Consider the following 19,603-nt stretch of genomic DNA (forward strand, 5'->3'; position numbering starts at 1 on the left):
CGGACCCGGCGGGCGCGCCGGGCGGTGGGTCCCGCCGCGCCCGAGGCCGTGGCCGGACGTGAGCCCGACTTCGTACCCGAATCCGTACCCGAGGCTCTGCCGCTTCTGCCGTCGCCGTTCGATCCGCTGCCGTCGCTCACGCGTCAATCATGCCGCTTCACTGATGTTTTCCTTACGGCGGGCCGCGATACGGTCCGCGGTCGGCCAGCGGACGTCGGTGGCCCAGCCGAGCTGTTCGCACCAGCGGATGATCCGGGCGCTGGAGTCGACCTGGCCGCGCAGCACGCCGTGCCGGGCGGAGGTGGGGTCGGCGTGGTGCAGATTGTGCCAGGACTCGCCGCAGGACAGGACTGCCAGCCACCACACGTTGCCGGAGCGGTCACGGGACTTGAAGGGGCGCTTGCCGACCGCGTGGCAGATCGAGTTGATCGACCAGGTGACGTGGTGCAGCAACGCCACCCGAACGAGCGATCCCCAGAAGAACGCGGTGAACGCGCCGTACCACGACATGGTGACCAGGCCGCCGACCACCGGCGGGACGAGCAGCGAGATCAGCGTCCACAGCCAGAAGTCGCGCGAGACGCGGCGGATCGCCGGGTCCTTGATCAGGTCGGGCGCGTACTTCGCCTGCGAGGTCTGCTCCTCGTCGAACAGCCACCCCATGTGGGCCCACCACAGGCCCTTCATCAGCGCGGGCAGCGTCTCGCCGTACCGCCACGGGCTGTGCGGGTCGCCCTCGGCGTCGCTGAACTTGTGGTGCCTGCGGTGGTCGGCCACCCAGCGCACGATCGGGCCCTCGACGGCCATCGATCCGGCGATGGCGAGCGCGATCTTCAGCGGGCGGTTGGCCTTGAACGAACCGTGGGTGAAGTGCCGGTGGAAGCCGATGGTGATGCCGTGGCAGCCGAGGAAGTACATGCCGATCATGAGGCCGAGATCCAGCCAGCTCATGCCGCGGCCCCAGGCGAGCGGGATGGCCGCCACCAGCGCCACGAAGGGGATGCTGATGAACAGCAGCAGCGCGATCTGCTCGATCGACCGCTTGCTCTCACCACCGCGGGTGGCGCTGTTCAGCGCGTCTTCCTGTCCCGAGGGCCCGGGTTCCCGGGACTCGGGCCTCACGTCCGTCTGCGTGGTCATGTCTGTCCCTTGGGGATCTGAGGGGGCTGGTTTCAGCCGGTCAAGCCCGTAACTTACGCCGCCGTAAGTATTGCAGCGGCCGACGACGAGCGACAGAACCACTTCGTGCGGCCCGTCGGGCGATCTCTACCCCGGATCAACGTCGCGTCCACCCCGGCGCGTACGGCATGATGGTGAAGTCCAGCCCGCCCGGCTCGCCAACGGGTCGAAAACGCGGGTTGATCCGCCGTGGTGTAATTGGCAGCACTGGGGCTTTTGGTGCCTTATGTCCGGGTTCGAGTCCTGGCGGCGGAGCACCTCACCGGGGCCCCGGCCGGTCCGGCCGGGGCCGCCCGGCGTCCTTCCGGGAACCCGTCGGTATCCTGCGGATGTCCAGCACCCGAAGCCGAGGAGTCTCCTCACGTGAGCCCGAACCGTCCGGCTGCCGTCGTCGTCCTCGCCGCGGGTGAGGGCACCCGCATGAAGTCGGCCACCCCGAAGGTCCTGCACCCGATCTGCGGCCGTTCCCTGGTCGGCCATGTGGTCGCCGCCTCCCGCGAACTGGCTCCGCAGCACCTCGTGGTGGTCGTGGGCCACGCCCGCGAGCAGGTCACCGAGCATCTGAGCGTCGTCGACCCGCAGGCGCTCACCGCCGTGCAGCACGAGCGGAACGGGACCGGGCACGCGGTCAGGATCGGCCTGGACGCGCTGTCCGCGCAGGGCGTCGTCCTGGACGGCACCGTGGTGGTCACCTACGGCGACACCCCGCTGCTCACCGCCGAGACCCTGCACACCCTGGTCGGCGCGCACGAGGGCGACGGCAACGCCGTGACGGTCCTCACCGCGAAGGTGCCCGACCCCACCGGCTACGGCCGGATCCTCCGTTCCTCCGACGACCGGGTCACCGCGATCGTCGAGCAGAAGGACGCCGGCCCGGCCCAACTGGCGATCGCCGAGATCAACTCCGGGGTCTACGCCTTCGACGCCGCCCTGCTCGCCGACGCGCTCGGCAAGATCACCACGGACAACTCGCAGGGCGAGGAGTATCTGACCGACACCCTCGGCATCCTGCGCGAGGCCGGCCACCGCGTCGGCGCGTACGTCGCCCCCGACCACCGCGAGATCGCCGGGGTGAACAACCGGGTGCAGCTCGCCGAGGCCCGCCGGGTGCTCAACGACCGGCTGCTCCACCGCGCCATGCTGGACGGCGCCACGATCGTCGACCCCGCCTCCACCTGGGTCGACGTCGACGTCCGCTTCGAGCAGGACTGCCTGGTGCACCCCAACACCCAGCTCCTGGGCGCCACCAGCGTCGGCGCGGGCGCCGAGGTCGGCCCCAACTGCACGCTCACCGACACCGCGGTCGGCCCCGGCGCGCGCGTCTCCAACACCGTCGCCGACCAGGCCGAGATCGGCGAGCAGGCGACCGTCGGCCCGTACGCGTACCTGCGCCCCGGCGCCAGGCTCGGACGCAAGGCCAAGGCCGGCACGTACGTGGAGATGAAGAACGCCTCGATCGGCGAGGGCACCAAGGTGCCGCACCTCAGCTATGTGGGGGACGCCACGATCGGCGAGTACACCAACATCGGCGCCGCCAGCGTCTTCGTGAACTACGACGGCGAGGCCAAGCACCACACCACCATCGGCAGCTACTGCAAGACCGGCTCCGACAACATGTTCGTGGCGCCGATCACCGTCGGGGACGGCGCGTACACCGCCGCAGGATCGGTGATCACCAAGGACGTTCCGGCCGGATCGCTGGCCGTCGCCCGCGGTCAGCAGCGCAACATCGAGGGCTGGGTGGCGCGCAAACGTCCCGGCAGCGCCGCCGCCGAAGCCGCCGAACGCGCACAACGAGGAGACACGCCGCAGGGCGAGTGAGGGACGTCTCATCCAGGCCCCTTGAGGTGCACAGATGCGCCGGTTGGGGCGTACCGTGTGGCTTGCACACAATTCCGCCAGCACGCCTAACCGAAGGCGAAGCTGTGCCGAACACCAGTCGAAAACTCCAAGGAGACGGTGCAGTGACCGGGATCAAGACGACCGGTGAGAAGAAGCTGATGCTCTTCTCCGGCCGCGCCCACCCCGATCTGGCGGAGGCGGTGGCACACAGTCTCGGAGTCGGCCTGGTGCCGACCAAGGCTTTCGACTTCGCCAACGGCGAGATCTATGTGCGGTTCCAGGAGTCGGCCCGCGGCGCGGACTGCTTCCTCATCCAGAGCCACACCGCTCCCATCAACAAGTGGATCATGGAACAGCTCGTCATGCTCGATGCTCTCAAGCGGGCCTCCGCGCGGAGCATCACCGTGATCGTGCCCTTCTACGGCTACGCCCGGCAGGACAAGAAGCACCGCGGCCGTGAGCCGATCTCGGCCCGGCTGATGGCGGACCTGTTCAAGACCGCGGGCGCCGACCGCATCCTCACCGTCGACCTGCACACCGACCAGATCCAGGGCTTCTTCGACGGCCCGGTCGACCACCTCTTCGCCCTGCCGGTGCTCGCGGACTACGTGGGCGCCAAGGTCGACCGCTCCAAGCTCACGGTGGTCTCGCCGGACGCCGGCCGGGTACGGGTCGCCGACCGCTGGTGCGACCGGCTCGGCGCGCCGCTGGCCATCGTCCACAAGCGCCGTGACCCCGACGTCGCCAACCAGGTGAAGGTCCACGAGGTCGTCGGTGACGTCAAGGGCCGGGTCTGCGTCCTGGTGGACGACATGATCGACACCGGCGGTACGATCTGCGCCGCCGCCGACGCGCTGTTCGCCAACGGCGCGGAGGACGTCATCGTGACCGCCACCCACGGTGTGCTCTCCGGGCCCGCCGCGGACCGGCTGAAGAACTCCCGGGTGAGCGAGTTCATCCTCACCGACACCCTGCCGACCCCGCGCGAGCTGAACCTCGACAAGATCACCGTGCTGTCCATGGCGCCGACCATCGCCAACGCGGTGCGCGAGGTGTTCGAGGACGGGTCGGTCACCAGCCTGTTCGAGGACTCCGAGCACTGAGCTAGATCGATTTCTCCCGGGGCCTCCCCGCCGGTTACGCTGTCCGCGTTGCTCGGCGAGGGAGGCCCCGGTTTTTCCGGCGGACCTCCGTTATCGGCGCGCTCCTCGTAACGGTCTCCGCGCGAGCGGGGGTGAGTCGTGGAACGGCCCGTCGTGGGTCGGGCGACCGTATGACCCCCCTTTCGCGTACCGAGTTTTCCGTATCGAGGAGTTGAGCATCATGGCCGAGGTCAAGATCGCCGCAGAGCCGCGCACCGAGTTCGGCAAGGGCGCCGCCCGCCGCGTGCGCCGCGCCCACCAGGTCCCCGCCGTCATCTACGGTCACGGCGCCGACCCGCAGCACGTCACCGTCCCCGGCCACGAGCTGCTGCTCGCGCTCCGCACCGCGAACGTGCTGATCTCCCTCCAGCTCGACGGCAAGACCGCGCTGGTCATCCCCAAGGCGGTCCAGCGCAACCCGCTGCGCGGCACCATCGAGCACGTCGACCTGCTGTCCGTGAAGAGCGGCGAGAAGGTCACCGTCGAGATCCCGGTGCAGACCGAGGGCGAGCTGGCCGTCGGCGGCAACCTGCTGGAGCACGTGCTCAACACGCTGCCCGTCGAGGCCGAGGCGACCCACATCCCGACCGCGGTCACCGTCTCCATCGAGGGCCTGGAGGCCGGTGCCTCCATCCTCGCCAAGGACATCACCCTGCCCAAGGGCTCCACCCTGGCGATCGACGAGGACGCGGTCGTCATCCAGGTCGTCTCGGCCCAGGCCGAGGCCGCCGACGAGGCGGGCGACGAAGCCGCCGAGGGCACCGAGGACGCCGCCGCCGAGGCGTAGTCCCCCGCGCTCCCCTGGTCCTCGGACGCTTACGCGCTCGCGGGCTTGGGCGCTCACGTGTTCACGTGTTCACGTGCCTGAGCGCTCGCGTGTGACCCCGGCCGCCGCCGCACCCTCACGGAGTGCGGCGGCGGCCGTTTTCCCGGTACGAAGTCGGCGACACGGAGTCGGAGACGTGGATGAGTGACACCTCAGGGCCCTGGCTGGTCGCGGGCCTCGGCAATCCGGGCCCGGAGTACGCGGGGAACCGGCACAACATCGGCTTCATGGTGGCCGATCTGCTCGCCGAGCGGATCGGCGGCAGGTTCAAGCGCGCGCAGAAGGCGCAGGCCGTGGTCGTGGAGGGCCGGATCGGCCCGCCGGGACCGGCGAACCAGCGGGTGGTGCTGGCAAAGCCTCAGTCGTACATGAATCTGTCCGGCGGCCCGGTGACCGCGCTGCGCGACTTCTACAAGGTGCCGACCGAGCGGATCATCGCCGTCCACGACGAGCTGGACATCGACTTCGGCACGCTGCGGCTCAAGCTGGGCGGCGGCGACAACGGCCACAACGGCCTCAAGTCGATGACCAAGTCGATGGGCCCCGACTATCTGCGGGTGCGCGCGGGGATCGGCCGTCCGCCGGGCCGGATGGACGTGGCGGCCTTTGTGCTCAAGGACTTCTCGTCCACCGAGCGCAAGGAGCTGGACTGGTTCGTGGACCGGGCGGCGGACGCGGTCGAGGCGCTGATCACCGAGGGCCTGGAGCGCGCGCAGAGCACGTACAACACCTGAGGGGACGCGCGACCGGTCAACCGCCGGACACGGCGCTCACCCTTGTCGAGGGCGGGCGCGTACCGAGGTTGACCGGACGGCATGCGATGGCCAAAGATCGCCCGCATGGTGAAACGCAGCCGTTCCCGCCGGATGGCCGAGGGCACCTGGGGGCTGGTCCTGCTGGCCCGGGTGGTGGGCGGGTGGGCGCTGGTACTGCTGCTCCTGGCGTCCGGTGCCTGGGACTCATGGAAGACCGCGCAATATGTGGTGCTCACCAAGGGGCACGAGCACGGCACGATGACGCTGACGAACTGCGGCGACTCCACCTGCACCGGGCCCTTCGCGCCGAAGGGGTCGGCCGTCGCCCGGCCGAAGGTCACCATCAGCCTGCCGGTCGAACGCCATGTCGGCGACCGTGTGCCGGTCGTGGTGAAGCCCGATACGAACACGGTCATACGGTCGGACTGGGGCGGTCTGTTCTTCTCCTGGGTGCCGCTGGCCGGAGCCCTGCTGCTGGCCGCGGTCGTGGCCGGCGGGGCACTGCGGATGCGGCGGACGGCGTGGACGCTGGCGGGGTTCGGGGCCGCACTTATTGGTGCGGCTTTCCTGTTGCTGTGACGCGCCGTCATACGCGTACGGGGGCGCCGGGCGGTGCGGCCCGACGCCCCCCACGCACGCGGGCCGTCAGACCTCGGTCGCCGTCCGCTCCAGGAATTCCAGCCGGTTGCCGACCGGGTCCTCGGAGTAGAAGCGGGAGTGACCCGGCAGGTCGTAGTCCCAGACCACCTTGGCGCCGCGCGCCTGGAGGTCCTTGCCGAAGGCGTAGATCCCGGTGACGCGGATGCCCGGATGTGCCTTGCGCGCGGGCCTGAAGTCCTCCTCGATCCCTAAGTGCAGCACCGCGTCCCCCGCCGCGAACCAGCAGCCGCCGCGCGCCGCGAGCACCGGCGGCTTGGTCAACCCGGCCATCCCCAGCACCCCGACGTAGTACGCGCGCAGCGACTCCTCGCTGCCGGGCGGCGCGGCGAGCTGTACGTGGTCGACCCCGGAGATCCCGAAGTCACCGGCGCCCCCCGCCCCGTCCCCCGCGCCCCCACCGGCTCGCTCCGTCATGCGACGACCTCCTGGTGCTGTTTGCGCGCGACGGTGAAGATCCGCCGGAAGGGGAAGACCGTGCCGTGCGGGCCCGGCGGGTACGCCTTGCGCAGCAGGTCGCGGTACTGGCCGACGAATTCCGTCACCGCCCCGCGATCGCCGTCCAGCGCGGTCAGCACCGGCCGCAGCGCGGTGCCCTTGGTCCATTCCAGCACCGGGTCCTCGCCCTGGAGCAACTGCACATACGTCGACTCCCACACGTCGGCCGCGCAGCCCAGTTCGGTGAGCCGCTCCAGATAGCCGGCCGGGCTGAGGATGTGGACGTAGCGGCGGCCGTGTCCGTCGAGCCGGTCGCGCCACTGCGGGGTGTCGCACAGCTCGCCCAGCAGCGCATGGCTGGGCGCGGTGAAGTTGCCCGGCACCTGGAAGGCCAGGGTGCCGCCGGGCGTGATGTGGTCGAGCCAGCCGGGGAAGCTGTCGACGTGGCCGGGCACCCACTGGAGGGCGGCGTTGGAGACGATCAGGTCGAAGGACTCCTCGGGCGCCCAGCGCGCCGCGTCGGCCTGCCGGAAGTCCAGCTCGCCGCCGCCCGCCGTGGGTCCCGCGTACCGCGCCGCCGCGTCCAGCATCTCGCGTGAGCTGTCGAAGCCGGTGATCCGGGCGCCGGGCCAGCGGTCGGCGAGCAGTGCGGTGACATTGCCGGGACCGCACCCGATGTCGGCGATCCGGGGCGCGTCGCCGCCCGGCAGATCCCGGATACGGGTGAGGAGGTCGAGGAAGGGGCGGGTGCGGTGGGTGGAGTGCCGGAGATACTGTTGCGGGTCCCACGTTGGCGCTGCTTGCATCGTCGTACTCCCTGGCTTTTCACAGCCGGCTGTGCACAGCCGCTACCGAAACGGAGGGCGAGGTTCTGCCCTCTGGTCGGTGTCCAGGCTCCTCCGATATGTCTCTTGAAGTCAAGAGGCTTCATATCAAGAGACTTCATATCGACAGACCTACTACACTGAGCGCATGGAGGACGAGGTCGACCGGCTGGTCGCTGCATGGCGCCGAGAGCGCCCCGACCTCGACGTGGAACCACTGGAGGTGCTCAGCCGGGTCAGCAGGCTCGCCCGGCACCTCGACCGGGCGCGGCGGCTGGCCTTCGCCGAGCACAGCCTCGAACCGTGGGAATTCGACGTGCTCACCTCGCTGCGCCGCGCGGGGCCGCCGTACCAGCTCTCGCCGGGCCAGCTCCTGACCCAGACACTGGTCACCTCCGGCACGATGACCAACCGGATCGACCGGCTCGCCCAGCGCGGGCTCGTCGAGCGGCTGCCCGACCCCAGCGACCGGCGCGGCGTGCTCGTCCGGCTCACCGTGGAGGGCCAGGAGCGCGCGGACCAGTCACTGGCCGGACTGCTCGCGCAGGAACGTTCGATCCTGGGCGAGCTGTCCGCCCGGCAGCGCGGTGAACTGGCCGGGCTGCTACGACAGTTGACCGCGCCTTTCGACAACGTCCCCGGCTGACGGCACCAGCTCCACCGGCCCCACACCCGCCCTGCGGGCCAGCGCGACCGCCGCGAGCGTCGAGTGCACGCCGAGCTTGCCCAGCACATTCTGCATATGGGTGCGGACGGTGTGCGGCGACAGGAACAGCCGCTCGGCGACGGCTTTGCGGCCCAGGCCCGCGACCATGCAGCGCAGCACCTCCTGCTCGCGCGGCGTCAGCGACTCCACCAGCCGTTCGCTCTCGGTGCGGTGCCTGCGGGCGGCCGTCAGCTCGCGCAGCACCCCGGTCAGCAGCGCGGGCGGCAGATGCGTCTCGTCGCGCAGCACGCCGCGTACGACCGCGAGCAGCCGGGACAGCGAGCAGTCCTTCGCGACCCACCCCGACGCCCCGGCCTGGAGCGCGCGGGCCGCCCTGCGGGCGTCGTCCCGCTCGGCCAGCACGACGGTACGGGTCCCCGGATACTCGGCCCTGACCCGTTCCACCAGCGCCAGGCCGTCCAGGACCGGTTCCTGCTCGACCGGGATGCGCGGCACCGCCGCGAGCGTCACCGGCGGTCGCGGACCGTCCCCCAGATCGGCGTCCACCAGCAGGACGTCGTAGCGCCGGTTGTCGGCCGCCGCGCGGTCCAGGCAGCGCTGCGCGGCCGGGCCGCTCCCCGCGGCCGAGACGTCGACGTCGGGCTCCGCCGCGAGCGCGGCGGCAAGCGACTCGGCGAAGATGCGATGATCATCGACGACGAGAACGCGGATTCGTCCCACGGGTACCACTCCCGGTGTTGGGCACTCCCCCAGTGGCGGGGCGGCATTCGCGCGGGATCCGGCACCCGGATCGGGACCGCCGCCCCTCCCCGGGTGCCGAACCCCTTGCGTCTCGCCCCCTGATGCACGCCGGCCCCCACCGGCGCTGTCCCAAAAGCGTAGGGCGTCGCGCCCCCGTTAACACCGTCTTGACGGAAGTTCTCCGTCGCGGAATTCCGGATTCCCTCACTATGTGGTACGGGAGTGACCACGGTGACGCAAGCGGCCCCGCACACGCCGGGCGGGGCCGGGGAACGGCGCGCCCCGCTAAACCAGCCGGTGCGCTCCGGGACCCGGCGTCGTCGAGAAGAGCCGGGCCGCCGGAAGGGCGGCCTGGATCGTCGCGGACAGCTCCGGAATGCCGGTGGCCTCCGCCAGGACGATGGCGGAGCCGCCGAAGCCGCCGCCGGTCATACGGGCGCCCAGGGCGCCGTTGGCGAGCGCGGTGTCCACCACGAGGTCGAGTTCCGCGCAGGAGATCCGGAAGTCGTCGCGGAGCGAGACGTGTCCCGCGGTCAGGACGGGCCCGATCTCGCGGGTGCGCCCGGCGTCCAGAAGCGCGATGACCTCCTCGACGCGCCGGTTCTCGGTCACCACGTGCCGGGTGAGCCGCCGCAGCCGCTCGTCGGGGAGGGCGGCCAGCGCGGCGTCGAGCCCGTCGTAGGGGACGTCGCGCAGCGCCGGGACGCCGAGGGCCGCGGCGGCGGCCTCGCAGCCCGCGCGCAGTTCGCCGTACGCCCCGTCGGCGTGCGCGTGCTTGACGCGGGTGTCGACCACCAGCAGTTGCAGCCCCTGCGCGGCCAGGTCGAACGGCACCTGGCGCTGCGTGAGCCCGCGCACGTCGAGGTGGAGCGCGTGCCCCCGCGTACAGCAGGCGGACGCGGTCTGGTCCATGACGCCGACGGGCGCGCCGACGTAGGTGTTCTCCGAGGACTGGCAGAGCAGGGCCAGCTCCTGGCGGGGCAGGTCGAGGCCGTGCAGTTCGGTGAGGGCCAGGGCGGTGACGACCTGGAGCGCGGCGGAGGACGAGAGGCCGCCGCCGACCGGCACATTGCTGTCGTAGTGGATGTCGGCGCCGCCGATGGCGTGGCCCGCCTGCCGCAGCGTCCACAGGACGGCCGCGGGGTAGACCGCCCAGCCGCCGGTCGTACCGGGAGCCAGTTCGTCGACGCGCAGTTCGACGATGCCGCCGTCCATGTCGGCGGAGTGCACGCGCAGCAGCCCGTCGTCGCGGCGGGCGACGGCCGCCCGGGTGCGGTGCGGGAGCGCGAACGGCATGACGTAGCCGTCGTTGTAGTCGGTGTGCTCGCCGATCAGATTGACCCGGCCGGGCGCCGCCCATATGCCCTCGGGCGCGCGCCCGAAGATGTTCTTGAACGCGATCTCGAACGCGGCTTCCGTCGTTGCTCCCGTCGTGGCTTCCGTCATCGTCCGTCCTCCCCCTGCGTCGGCGAGTGGTCCTGCGACAGCGACCGGGTGAAATTCCATGCGTCGCGGATGATCTCCGCGAGGTCGGTGCGGCTGGGCTGCCAGCCGAGCCGCTGCCTGGCGCGTTCGGCGGAGGCGACCAGTACGGCGGGGTCGCCCGCGCGGCGCGCCTCGTCGTTGGCCGGGATGGGGTGGCCGGTGACCTGGCGGGCGGTCTCGATGACCTCGCGGACCGAGAAGCCGTTGCCGTTGCCGAGGTTGCAGATCAGATGCTCGCCCGCGGGCGCCTTGTCGAGCGCCAGCAGATGGGCCTGCGCCAGGTCCGCGACGTGGATGTAGTCGCGCAGGCAGGTGCCGTCCGGCGTCGGGTAGTCGTCGCCGAAGACCGAGACCGCGGGGCGGCGGCCCTGCGCGACCTGGAGGACCAGCGGGATCAGGTGCGACTCGGGGTCGTGCCGCTCGCCGTGGCCGCCGTACGCGCCCGCGACGTTGAAGTACCGCAGGGAGACGGCGGACAGGCCGTGCGCCGCGCACTCGCTGCTGATCATGTGGTCGACGGCGAGCTTCGTCGCGCCGTAGGGGTTGGTGGGCGCGGTCGCCGCGTCCTCGGTGATGGGGATGGCGGTGGGCTCGCCGTAGGTGGCGGCGGTGGAGGAGAAGACGAGGGTGCGTACGCCGGAGTCGCGCATGGCGGCGAGCAGTTCGAGGGTGCCGCCGACGTTGTTGCGCCAGTACTTCTCGGGTACGGCGACGGACTCGCCGACCTGCGAGGAGGCGGCGAAGTGCAGCACCGCGTCATAGGTGCTGTCGAGCACCTTGTCGGCGTCCTGGACGCGGCCCTCGACGAAGTCGGCGCCCTTGGGCACGCCCGCGAGGAAGCCGGTCGACAGGTCGTCCAGCACCGTCACCCGGTGCCCGGCCTCCAGCAGATGGGCGGCGACGACCCCGCCGACGTAACCGGCGCCGCCGGTGACCAGGACCTTCTTGGGCCGGGCGGCCGTCTCCCGCTGGGCGGCAGTCTCCCGCTTGGCGGTCGTCGGCTCGGTGCCCGCTCGCTCGGTGCTCACTGACTCGCTACCTCTCGCAGTCGCAACGCCGCGGACTCCGGCGGCACATCATTGATGAAGGCGCCCATTCCGGACTCGGAGCCCGCGAGGAACTTCAGCTTGCCCGATGTGCGCCGGATAGTGAAAAGCTCCAGATGGAGCGCGAAATCGCGGCGGTCCGGCGCGTTGAACGGCGCCTGGTGCCAGCCGGAGATGTACGGGGTACGCGGCTGGCCCTCGCCGAAGATCCGGTCGAAGCGGCGCAGCAGCTCCAGATAGACCTGCGGGAACTCGGCGCGCGCCTCCTCGTCGAGGCCGAGCAGGTCGGGCACCCGGCGGTGGGGATACAGGTGCACTTCGTACGGCCAGTGCGCGGCGTACGGCACGAAGGCGGTCCAGTGTTCACCCGTGAGGACGATTCGGCGGCCGTCCGCGCGCTCGTCGGCGAGGACGTCGTCGAAGAGGTTGCGTCCGCCGGTGCGCTCGCGGTGCCCGGCGAGCGAGCGCAGCATCAGGGCGGTGCGCGGTGTGACGAACGGATAGGCGTAGATCTGGCCGTGCGGGTGGCCGAGGGTGACGCCGATCTCCGCGCCGCGGTTCTCGAACGGGAAGACCTGCTCGACGCCGGGCTGCTGGCTCAGGTCGCGGGTGCGGTCGGTCCAGGCGTCCAGCACCAGGCGGGCGGAGGCGGGGCTCAGGTCGGCGAAGGACGCGTCGTGGTCGGGGGTGAAACAGACGACCTCGCAGCGGCCCGCGTCACCGGCCAGCGAGGGGAAGCGGTTCTCGAACACGACCACCTCGTAGTCGCTGTCCGGGATCTCGCTCAACCGGCCTTCGCGCGACGGGCACAGCGGGCACTCGTCCGCGGGCGGGTGGTACGTACGGCCCTGCCGGTGCGAGGCGACGGCGACGGTGTCGCCCAGCAGCCGGTCGGCGCGCAGCTCGGACTCGGTGGCGACGGGCTCCAGCGGGCGGCGGTCCACGGCGTCGCGCACGACGTCGTCCCTGGAGTCGTAATAGATCAGCTCACGGCCGTCGGCGAGCCGGGTCGTCGTCTTCTTCACCCTTGAGGCCCCTCATCACAAGCACTCAACATAATCAAACACAAGGAACCACAAAATAACAGTCCGGTCAATGGGGGCTCCGGGAAGACGCTTGAAACAGGTTGATTGTGGTGGTAAGTGTCCGCGCACGCGAGGGCGGGGCGGCACCTCGTGTCCGGAGGTGCCGCCCCGCGTGCGGAAAACGTGCGGAATAGGTGCGGAAAAAGGGGTGCTGGGCGCTGTGCCTCAGCCCGCCACGCCGGGTCCGGCCGCGGAGGACGGCGGGAACGGCGGGGAGGGCGAGGACGGCGGGGAGGCCGGGGACGTCGGGGCGCCTTCGGCCGTCGCGCGGTCCAGCAGGCCGGTACGGGCGGCCAGGGCGGCGGCCTCCAGCCGGGAGCCGACCCCCAGCTTCATCAGGACGCGCTGCACATGCGTCCGCGCGGTGCTCGGCGCGATCCGCATGCCCGCCGCGATCAGCCGGGTGTCCTCGCCCTCCGCGACCCGCACCAGGACCTCGATCTCGCGCGGGGTCAGCATCTCCAGCAGCCGCGCGCCCTCGTCGTCCGGCTGCCGCGCGGGGTTGAGCAGTTCCGCGAAGGCGCCCTGGAGGAGCGTCTGCGCCACCGCGACCTCCCCGGCCCGCGCCTTGGCCATCGCGCGCTCCACGCCCTCGATGCGCTCGTCATGGCGTACGTAACCGGAGGCGCCGGCCGCGAAGGCCGCCGCGATGCCGCGCGGGTCGGGCACCGGGCCGAGGACGACCACGGCGACCGCCGGGCGCTCCCGCTTGATCCTGGCCACCGCGTCGAAGGCGCCCGGCTCTGCCGGTGCGGCCGTGCCGTACAGGCACACCTCGGGAGACCTGCTCAGCACCAGTTCCGCCGCCGCCGCCGCGGGCGCCGCCGCCGCGAGCACCCGGTGCCCGCGCAGCTTCAGTGCCGAGGCCAACGCCTCGGCGAGCAGGCGGTGGTCGTCGACGACCACGAGCCGTACGCCCATGTCGGGTATCCCCCATCCCCCCGGGGTCCGGACCACTGCCGACCCCGACCCCTACGCATACCGCCCTAGGCGGCGAAGCTACACGCATCCACCATCGCCCGTGCCCTCTATCGAACAGAAGGTTCCGGCGAATCCGGAATTACCGTCGGTAGGGGGCACGGGCGGAGCGTTCGGTCGTCCGATGAGCAGATCGGCTGGTGAGTCGGCCGGTCAGCCGGTCCACTCGTCAGCTCGTCAGCTCGTCAGCTCGTCGGCTCGTCAGCTCGTCGGCTCGTCAGCCGAAGGTCACCAGATAGGTCTGGTTGGACGAGGACGCGTACACCGTGCGCGTCGCGATGATGAAATGACCGTCGTGCCAGACGGGGTAGCTGCGCATCGCCGACACGTCCAGCTTCTTCGAGGCGTCGGTGTCGAACTGCGCGTAGGTGGTGATCGCGCCGCTGGCCGGGTCCAGGGTCACCAGGCGGCCCTGCACGTCGTAGTCGGCGGGCTCGTACGCGAGCAGCTTGCCGTCCTCGATCGCGAGACCCTGGATGTCGTGCTTGCTGTCGGGCTTGGCGATCCACTTCTGTTTGCCGTCGCTCAGGTTGAACGCGACGATCCCGCTGAGCACCTGGCCGTTGCTGTCGTGCTTGCTCGTCAGCGACAGATAGAGGGTGTCACTACTGACGATCACATTGTGCGCGGCCTGCATCTCGGTACCGTCCGTGCTGATGTCGTACTTGTCGGTGCCGAGCGAGACCCGCGACTGGAGACGGCCGTCGACGATCGTCGCCACGTCGGTCTGCCTCTCGCCCTCGGTGCCGAGCACCACCACCACCGGGTCGGTGGAGACGACGGCCGTGACCTTGGTGCCGACCGGCGCCGTCCACGACCATTTGGCGCTGCCGTTGTTGTCCGGGTCGATGACCTGGACCTTGTACGTCTTGTAGCCGCAGTTGACGATCGCGACGAATTGCTTGCCGCCCGCGTAGCCGTCGTCCTCGCAGTCACCGTTGCCCGACCGCCACAGCACCTTCTGGGTGCTCAGCCGGTAGCCGATCGAGCCCTCCAGCCAGTCCACGCCGAGCGTGTCGCCGCTGATCGCCATCTCGCTGTAGTTGAAGTCCGGCTTCTCCGAACTGCCGACCGGCAGCTTCGCCGTCCACACCGTCCTGCCCGCCGCGAGATCGATCACCATGACCTGCTCGCAGTGGGCGCCGAACTGAACGGCCGTCATGTTGTTGTTGGAGTCGCGCGCGGCCGTGCAGTCGCCGCTCGACGGTGCCGGTACGGTCCACGCCACCGCGCCGGTGCCCAGGTCGTAGCCGACGACCTTGTCGATCTCGTTCTTCACCACGTACTTGTCGGTGAACCAGACGCCGAGGACGCTCTTCAGATTGTCCTTCGACGCCACCGGGTCCGCGGGCTTGTCCCACTTGTACGACAGTGTCGAATTGTGGGTCTTGGCGGTGTTCGTACCGCCGTTGGCGCCACCGGCGTTGGCCTGCGGCTTGGGCGCCGGGTCGTCGCCGCCGCTGCCCCTGGTCGCGAAGTACACACCGCCGCCGATCACCAGCACCGCGGCGACGACCGCCGCGACGATCACGATCAGCTTGTTGTTCGACGAACCGCCGGAGGGGGCGGGGTAGCCCGAGGGTCCTGGCCCGTACGGCGGCTGTTGTTGTTGCTGCGGATAGCCGTACGCCTGCTGCTGCGGCGGAAATTGGCCGGGCTGCGGGTAGCCGTACTGCGGGGGCGGTGTCTGCCCCTGCGGCGCCTGACCCGGCGGCGGGGGCGGCGTCTGGCCGGGTGGCGGCGGAGGTCCCTGCTGGCCGCCGTACTGCTGCTGCGGGAAGGCCGGTTGGGTGGGCGCCTGCGCGTACGGGTTCTGGCCGGGGGGCACCGGCTGCGCGTACGGGTTCTCGTTACCGGGAACCGGGCCCGCCTGGCCCGGGTATCCGTAACCACCGCCGGGCGGCGGCGGGTTTCCGGGGGGCGGCGGGGGCGGCTGCGACATCAACAGGTCCTTCGGGCACAGGTGAATCAGGGACGGATGAACGGAAATTCTTTCTATCACCCGCCCCAACCACCCCCTCGGGGAGCGGCCCGACCGTTACCTGGCCGCTACACGTCTTCACACGTCGAGGGGTTCTGCTTCACCAGTGAAGGGGTGTTACCCGCCCCATGTGAAGGGGTGTCACGCGTCCTCCGCCAACTCCAGCCAACGCATCTCCAGTTCCTCGCGCTCCTCGCGCAGCGCGCGCAATTCGGCGTCCAGGGAAGCGACTTTCTCGAAGTCGGTCGCATTGTCGGCGATGCCGGTGTGCAGTTTCGCCTCGCGCTGGCCGAGTTTGTCGAGCTGCCGCTCGATGCGCTGGAGTTCCTTCTTCGCCGCGCGGGTGTCGCCTGCGGGCTTGTCCTTGGCGGGCGCCGGGGCGGGGGCCGCGGCCTCGGCGACCCGGCGGCGGCGCTCCAGGTACTCGTCCACACCGCGCGGCAGCATGCGCAGGCTGGCGTCGCCGAGCAGCGCGAAGACGCGGTCGGTGGTGCGCTCCAGGAAGTACCGGTCGTGGCTGATCACCAGCATCGAGCCGGGCCAGCCGTCCAGCAGGTCCTCCAACTGGGTGAGCGTCTCGATGTCGAGGTCGTTGGTGGGCTCGTCCAGGAACAGCACGTTGGGCTCGTCCATCAGCAGCCGCAGGATCTGGAGCCGACGGCGCTCACCGCCGGACAGGTCGCCGACCGGCGTCCACTGCTTCTCCTTGGTGAAGCCGAACTTCTCGCAGAGCTGCCCCGCCGTCATCTCCCGGCCCTTGCCCAGGTCGACGCGCTGCCGTACCGCCTCCACGGCCTGGAGGACCCGCCAGTTCGGGTCGAGCTCGGCGACCTCCTGGGAGAGGTAAGCGAGCTTCACCGTCTTGCCGACGACCACTTTGCCGGCCGCGGGCTGCTGGTCGCCGCCGGTCGCCGCGGCCTCGGCGAGCGCCCGCAGGAGTGAGGTCTTGCCCGAGCCGTTGACGCCGACCAGGCCAACGCGGTCGCCGGGGCCGAGCTGCCACGTCAGGTGCTTCAGCAGCACCTTGGGGCCCGCTTGGACTGTGACATCCTCCAACTCGAAGACCGTCTTGCCGAGCCGGGAGTTGGCGAATTTCATCAGCTCCGCGGTGTCGCGCGGCGGCGGCACGTCGGCGATCAGCTCGTTCGCCGCCTCGATGCGGAAGCGCGGCTTGGAGGTGCGGGCCGGAGCGCCGCGGCGCAGCCAGGCCAGCTCCTTGCGCATCAGATTCTGCCGCTTGGTCTCCTCGGTGGCCGCGATCCGTTCCCGCTCGGCGCGCGCGAACACGTAGTCGCTGTAGCCGCCCTCGTACTCGTACACCGCGCCGCGCTGCACGTCCCACATGCGGGTGCAGACCTGGTCGAGGAACCAGCGGTCGTGGGTGACGCAGACGAGCGCGGAGCGGCGGGCGCTGAGGTGGCTCGCGAGCCAGGCGATGCCCTCGACGTCGAGGTGGTTGGTCGGCTCGTCGAGGACCAGCAGGTCCTGCTCCTCGATGAGCAGCTTCGCGAGCGCGATCCTGCGCCGCTCGCCGCCGGAGAGCGGGCCGATGACGGTGTCGAGGCCGAGCGGGAAGCCGGGCAGGTCGAGACCGCCGAACAGGCCGGTCAGCACGTCGCGGATCTTCGCGTCGCCCGCCCACTGGTGGTCGGCGCGGTCGCCGATCACCTCGTGGCGCACGGTCGCGGCCGGGTCGAGGCTGTCGCCCTGCGTCAACACGCCGAGTCGCAACCCACCCTGGTGGGTGACGCGGCCGGTGTCCGGCTCCTCCAGCTTGGCGAGCAGCCGGATGAGGGTGGTCTTGCCGTCGCCGTTGCGGCCCACGACGCCGGTGCGGTCGCCTTCGGAGACGCCGAGGGACACGGATTCGAGCAGCGCTCGCGTGCCGTATGTCTTGCCGACGGCTTCGACGTTGACCAGGTTGACGGCCACTCTCGTACGCTCCAGGGGTTCGCGGGGGTTCTGCTTCAGCGTAGTGCGGCGCGGTGAGGTGCCGGTTCCGGGTGGTGCCCCGGCGGTCAGGGGGCGGGGACGACGGTCGCGCCGGGGGCCGGGGAGGCGGCCGGGCGGGCGGTGCGGCAGGTGCCGGAGGCGGTGAGGGTGACCGCGATCTTGGCGGCGGTGTCGGCGTCCGGCGCGAGGAAGGCGCAGGTGGGTCCCGAGCCGGAGACCAGCGCGGCGAGCGCGCCCGCGTCCGTGCCGGTGGCCAGGGTGTCGGCCAGCGCGGGCCGCAGCGACAGGGCGGCGGCCTGGAGGTCGTTGACCAGGACGGCGGCGAGCGCGTACGGGTCGCCGGTGCGCAGCGCGTCGATCAGCGCGGGGTCGGCGACGGGCGACGGTACGTCGTCGGTGGTGTCGCCCGCGCCGGACTCCCGGCGCAGGCGGTCGCACTCGCGGTAGACGGCCGGGGTGGACAGGCCGCCGTCGGCGACGGCGAAGACCCAGTGGAAGGGGCCCGCCACGTCCAGCGGCGTCAGGATCTCGCCCCGGCCCTCCCCCAGCGCCGCCCCGCCGACCAGGCTGAACGGCACGTCGCTGCCCAGCTCCGCGCAGATCGCGAGCAGGTCGGCGCGCGGGGTGTTCAGGCCCCACAGAGTGTCGCAGGCGAGCAGCGCCGCCGCCGCGTCCGCGCTGCCGCCCGCCATGCCGCCCGCCACAGGGATGTCCTTGGTGATGTGCAATCCCACAACGGGATCGACGCCATGGTGCGCGGCGAGCGCGATCGCCGCTTTCGCCGCCAGATTGGTGGCGTCCAGCGGGATGTTGTCGGTGCCGGGGCCGGACGCGGTGATCGTCAACGTGTCGGCGGGCACTGCTGTCACATGGTCGTACAGGTCGACCGCCAGAAAGACGTTCGCCAGGTCGTGGAAACCGTCGGGGCGGCGACCGCCGACCGCGAGCTGGACGTTGACCTTTGCGGGCACGCGGACGGTGACGGGTGCGGCGGTCACTGCTGGCTCCCTTGCGAGGGTGGTGCGTACGGAGCGTGGTCCACCGGGCGCGGCGGATTCACGGGGTGCTGAGGGATTCTCGGAATGCTGAGGATCACGGGCGGCGGCGGGTTTACGGTGCGGCGGCGTCAGACCGCGGGCTTGTGCTCGGCGACGGCGGCGAATTCCTCCACCGTCAGTTCCTCGCCCCTGGCCTGCGGGGAGACCCCGGCGGCCACCAGCGCGGCCTCGGCGGCCGGGGCCGAGCCCGCCCAGCCGGACAGCGCGGCGCGCAGCGTCTTGCGGCGCTGAGCGAAGGCCGCGTCCACGGCGGCGAAGACCTCTTCGCGGGTGGCGGTGGTCTTCGGCGGGTCACGCCGGGTCAGCGAGACGAGACCGGAGTCGACGTTGGGCGCGGGCCAGAACACATTGCGGCCGATGGAACCGGCGCGCTTGACCTCCGCGTACCAGTTGGCCTTCACCGACGGCACTCCGTACACCTTGTTGCCCGGCCCGGCGGCCAGCCGGTCGGCGACCTCGGCCTGGACCATCACCAAGGTGCGCTCGATGCTCGGGAAGGCGGCGAGCATGTGCAGCAGGACGGGCACCGCCACGTTGTACGGCAGATTCGCCACCAGGGCGGTGGGCGGCGGCCCCGGCAGTTCCGTCACCCGCATCGCGTCACTGTGCACCAGAGCGAAACGGTCCGCCCGGTCCGGCATGCGCGCGGCGACCGTCGCGGGCAGGGCCGCGGCCAGCACGTCGTCGATCTCGATCGCGGTGACCCGGTCGGCGGCCTCCAGCAGCGCGAGGGTGAGCGAGCCGAGTCCGGGACCGACCTCGACGACCGCGTCCTCGGGCCGCACCCCGGCGGTCCTGACGATCCGCCGCACCGTGTTCGCGTCGATGACGAAATTCTGCCCGCGCTGCTTGGTGGGGCGCACCCCCAGCGCCGCGGCCAGTTCACGGATGTCGGCCGGTCCGAGGAGGGCGTCGGGATCTGTCGTACTCACACCCGCAAGAGTAC

General features: G+C 71.1%; 18 protein-coding genes and 1 tRNA gene. 7 read left to right on the forward strand and 12 right to left on the reverse strand.

The genetic code is table 11. The annotated features are described in order from the left end of the window. Nucleotides 1-147: 147 nt before the first annotated feature. Nucleotides 148-1,140 carry an acyl-CoA desaturase gene (locus BGM09_RS16575; RefSeq protein ID WP_188282369.1) on the reverse strand — a complete coding sequence of 331 codons (993 nt, stop codon included), beginning with the start codon at nt 1,138-1,140 and terminating at the stop codon, nt 148-150. Between the two features lie 222 nt (nt 1,141-1,362). Here BGM09_RS16575 and BGM09_RS16580 point away from each other — a divergent pair. From BGM09_RS16580 to BGM09_RS16605, 6 genes are all read left to right on the forward strand, one after another. Then, nucleotides 1,363-1,434, forward strand: a tRNA-Gln gene (locus BGM09_RS16580). Nucleotides 1,435-1,542: 108 nt separating this feature from the next. Further along, nucleotides 1,543-3,000, forward strand: coding sequence for a bifunctional UDP-N-acetylglucosamine diphosphorylase/glucosamine-1-phosphate N-acetyltransferase GlmU (gene glmU, locus BGM09_RS16585; RefSeq protein ID WP_188282370.1), 1,458 nt, complete (start codon nt 1,543-1,545; stop codon nt 2,998-3,000). Nucleotides 3,001-3,143: 143 nt separating this feature from the next. Next, nucleotides 3,144-4,124 carry a ribose-phosphate diphosphokinase gene (locus tag BGM09_RS16590; RefSeq protein WP_188282371.1) on the forward strand — a complete coding sequence of 327 codons (981 nt, stop codon included), beginning with the start codon at nt 3,144-3,146 and terminating at the stop codon, nt 4,122-4,124. Between the two features lie 220 nt (nt 4,125-4,344). Further along, nucleotides 4,345-4,950: a 50S ribosomal protein L25/general stress protein Ctc gene (locus BGM09_RS16595; RefSeq protein WP_188282372.1), complete on the forward strand. Its 606-nt coding sequence runs from the start codon at nt 4,345-4,347 to the stop codon at nt 4,948-4,950. 179 nt (nt 4,951-5,129) lie between these two features. Further along, a complete protein-coding gene (gene pth, locus BGM09_RS16600; RefSeq protein ID WP_188282373.1) occupies nt 5,130-5,723 on the forward strand; it encodes an aminoacyl-tRNA hydrolase in 594 nt (197 codons plus the stop codon). 105 nt (nt 5,724-5,828) lie between these two features. Then, a complete protein-coding gene (locus BGM09_RS16605) occupies nt 5,829-6,323 on the forward strand; it encodes a hypothetical protein (RefSeq protein ID WP_411158319.1) in 495 nt (164 codons plus the stop codon). Between the two features lie 66 nt (nt 6,324-6,389). Here the strand turns inward: BGM09_RS16605 and BGM09_RS16610 are convergent, their stop codons facing one another. Together BGM09_RS16610 and BGM09_RS16615 are read right to left on the reverse strand one after the other, a co-directional pair. Continuing rightward, nucleotides 6,390-6,818 (reverse strand): glyoxalase, encoded by a 429-nt coding sequence (locus tag BGM09_RS16610; protein ID WP_188282374.1) that lies wholly within the window; start codon nt 6,816-6,818, stop codon nt 6,390-6,392. After that, a complete protein-coding gene (locus BGM09_RS16615) occupies nt 6,815-7,645 on the reverse strand; it encodes a trans-aconitate 2-methyltransferase (protein ID WP_188282375.1) in 831 nt (276 codons plus the stop codon). Before BGM09_RS16615 ends, BGM09_RS16610 begins: the two co-directional genes overlap by 4 nt. A 166-nt stretch (nt 7,646-7,811) precedes the next feature. On the opposite strand from BGM09_RS16615, the gene BGM09_RS16620 reads away from it, so the two are divergent. Beyond that, nucleotides 7,812-8,309, forward strand: coding sequence for a MarR family winged helix-turn-helix transcriptional regulator (locus tag BGM09_RS16620; protein WP_188282376.1), 498 nt, complete (start codon nt 7,812-7,814; stop codon nt 8,307-8,309). Here the strand turns inward: BGM09_RS16620 and BGM09_RS16625 are convergent. From BGM09_RS16625 to rsmA, 9 genes are all read right to left on the reverse strand, one after another. After that, on the reverse strand, nt 8,268-9,050 hold the full coding sequence (locus BGM09_RS16625) for a LuxR C-terminal-related transcriptional regulator (protein WP_188282377.1): 783 nt from the start codon (nt 9,048-9,050) through the stop codon (nt 8,268-8,270). The genes BGM09_RS16620 and BGM09_RS16625 overlap by 42 nt on opposite strands. Nucleotides 9,051-9,356: 306 nt before the next feature. After that, nucleotides 9,357-10,517 (reverse strand): galactokinase, encoded by a 1,161-nt coding sequence (gene galK, locus BGM09_RS16630; protein WP_188282378.1) that lies wholly within the window; start codon nt 10,515-10,517, stop codon nt 9,357-9,359. Next, on the reverse strand, nt 10,514-11,494 hold the full coding sequence (gene galE / locus BGM09_RS16635; RefSeq protein ID WP_223187132.1) for a UDP-glucose 4-epimerase GalE: 981 nt from the start codon (nt 11,492-11,494) through the stop codon (nt 10,514-10,516). The genes galK and galE overlap by 4 nt, the downstream gene beginning before the upstream one ends. Before the next feature lie 86 nt (nt 11,495-11,580). Continuing rightward, complete coding sequence (gene galT, locus BGM09_RS16640; protein ID WP_188282380.1) at nt 11,581-12,627, reverse strand: galactose-1-phosphate uridylyltransferase; 1,047 nt, start codon at nt 12,625-12,627, stop codon at nt 11,581-11,583. A 225-nt stretch (nt 12,628-12,852) separates the two neighbouring features. Next, complete coding sequence (locus BGM09_RS16645; RefSeq protein ID WP_188282381.1) at nt 12,853-13,608, reverse strand: helix-turn-helix transcriptional regulator; 756 nt, start codon at nt 13,606-13,608, stop codon at nt 12,853-12,855. 274 nt (nt 13,609-13,882) lie between these two features. After that, a complete protein-coding gene (locus BGM09_RS16650) occupies nt 13,883-15,607 on the reverse strand; it encodes a PQQ-binding-like beta-propeller repeat protein (protein ID WP_188282382.1) in 1,725 nt (574 codons plus the stop codon). A 180-nt stretch (nt 15,608-15,787) separates the two neighbouring features. Next, nucleotides 15,788-17,578, reverse strand: coding sequence for an ABC-F family ATP-binding cassette domain-containing protein (locus tag BGM09_RS16655; protein ID WP_188282383.1), 1,791 nt, complete (start codon nt 17,576-17,578; stop codon nt 15,788-15,790). Nucleotides 17,579-17,664: 86 nt separating this feature from the next. Next, the gene (locus BGM09_RS16660) at nt 17,665-18,597 is read right to left on the reverse strand and encodes a 4-(cytidine 5'-diphospho)-2-C-methyl-D-erythritol kinase (protein ID WP_188282384.1); all 933 of its coding nucleotides are present in this window, start codon (nt 18,595-18,597) and stop codon (nt 17,665-17,667) included. A gap of 128 nt (nt 18,598-18,725) precedes the next feature. Continuing rightward, the gene (gene rsmA, locus BGM09_RS16665; protein WP_188282385.1) at nt 18,726-19,589 is read right to left on the reverse strand and encodes a 16S rRNA (adenine(1518)-N(6)/adenine(1519)-N(6))-dimethyltransferase RsmA; all 864 of its coding nucleotides are present in this window, start codon (nt 19,587-19,589) and stop codon (nt 18,726-18,728) included. Between the last annotated feature and the right edge of the window lie 14 nt (nt 19,590-19,603).

Source organism: Streptomyces sp. CBMA29 (genome assembly GCF_014596445.1).
Classification (GTDB): domain Bacteria; phylum Actinomycetota; class Actinomycetes; order Streptomycetales; family Streptomycetaceae; genus Actinacidiphila.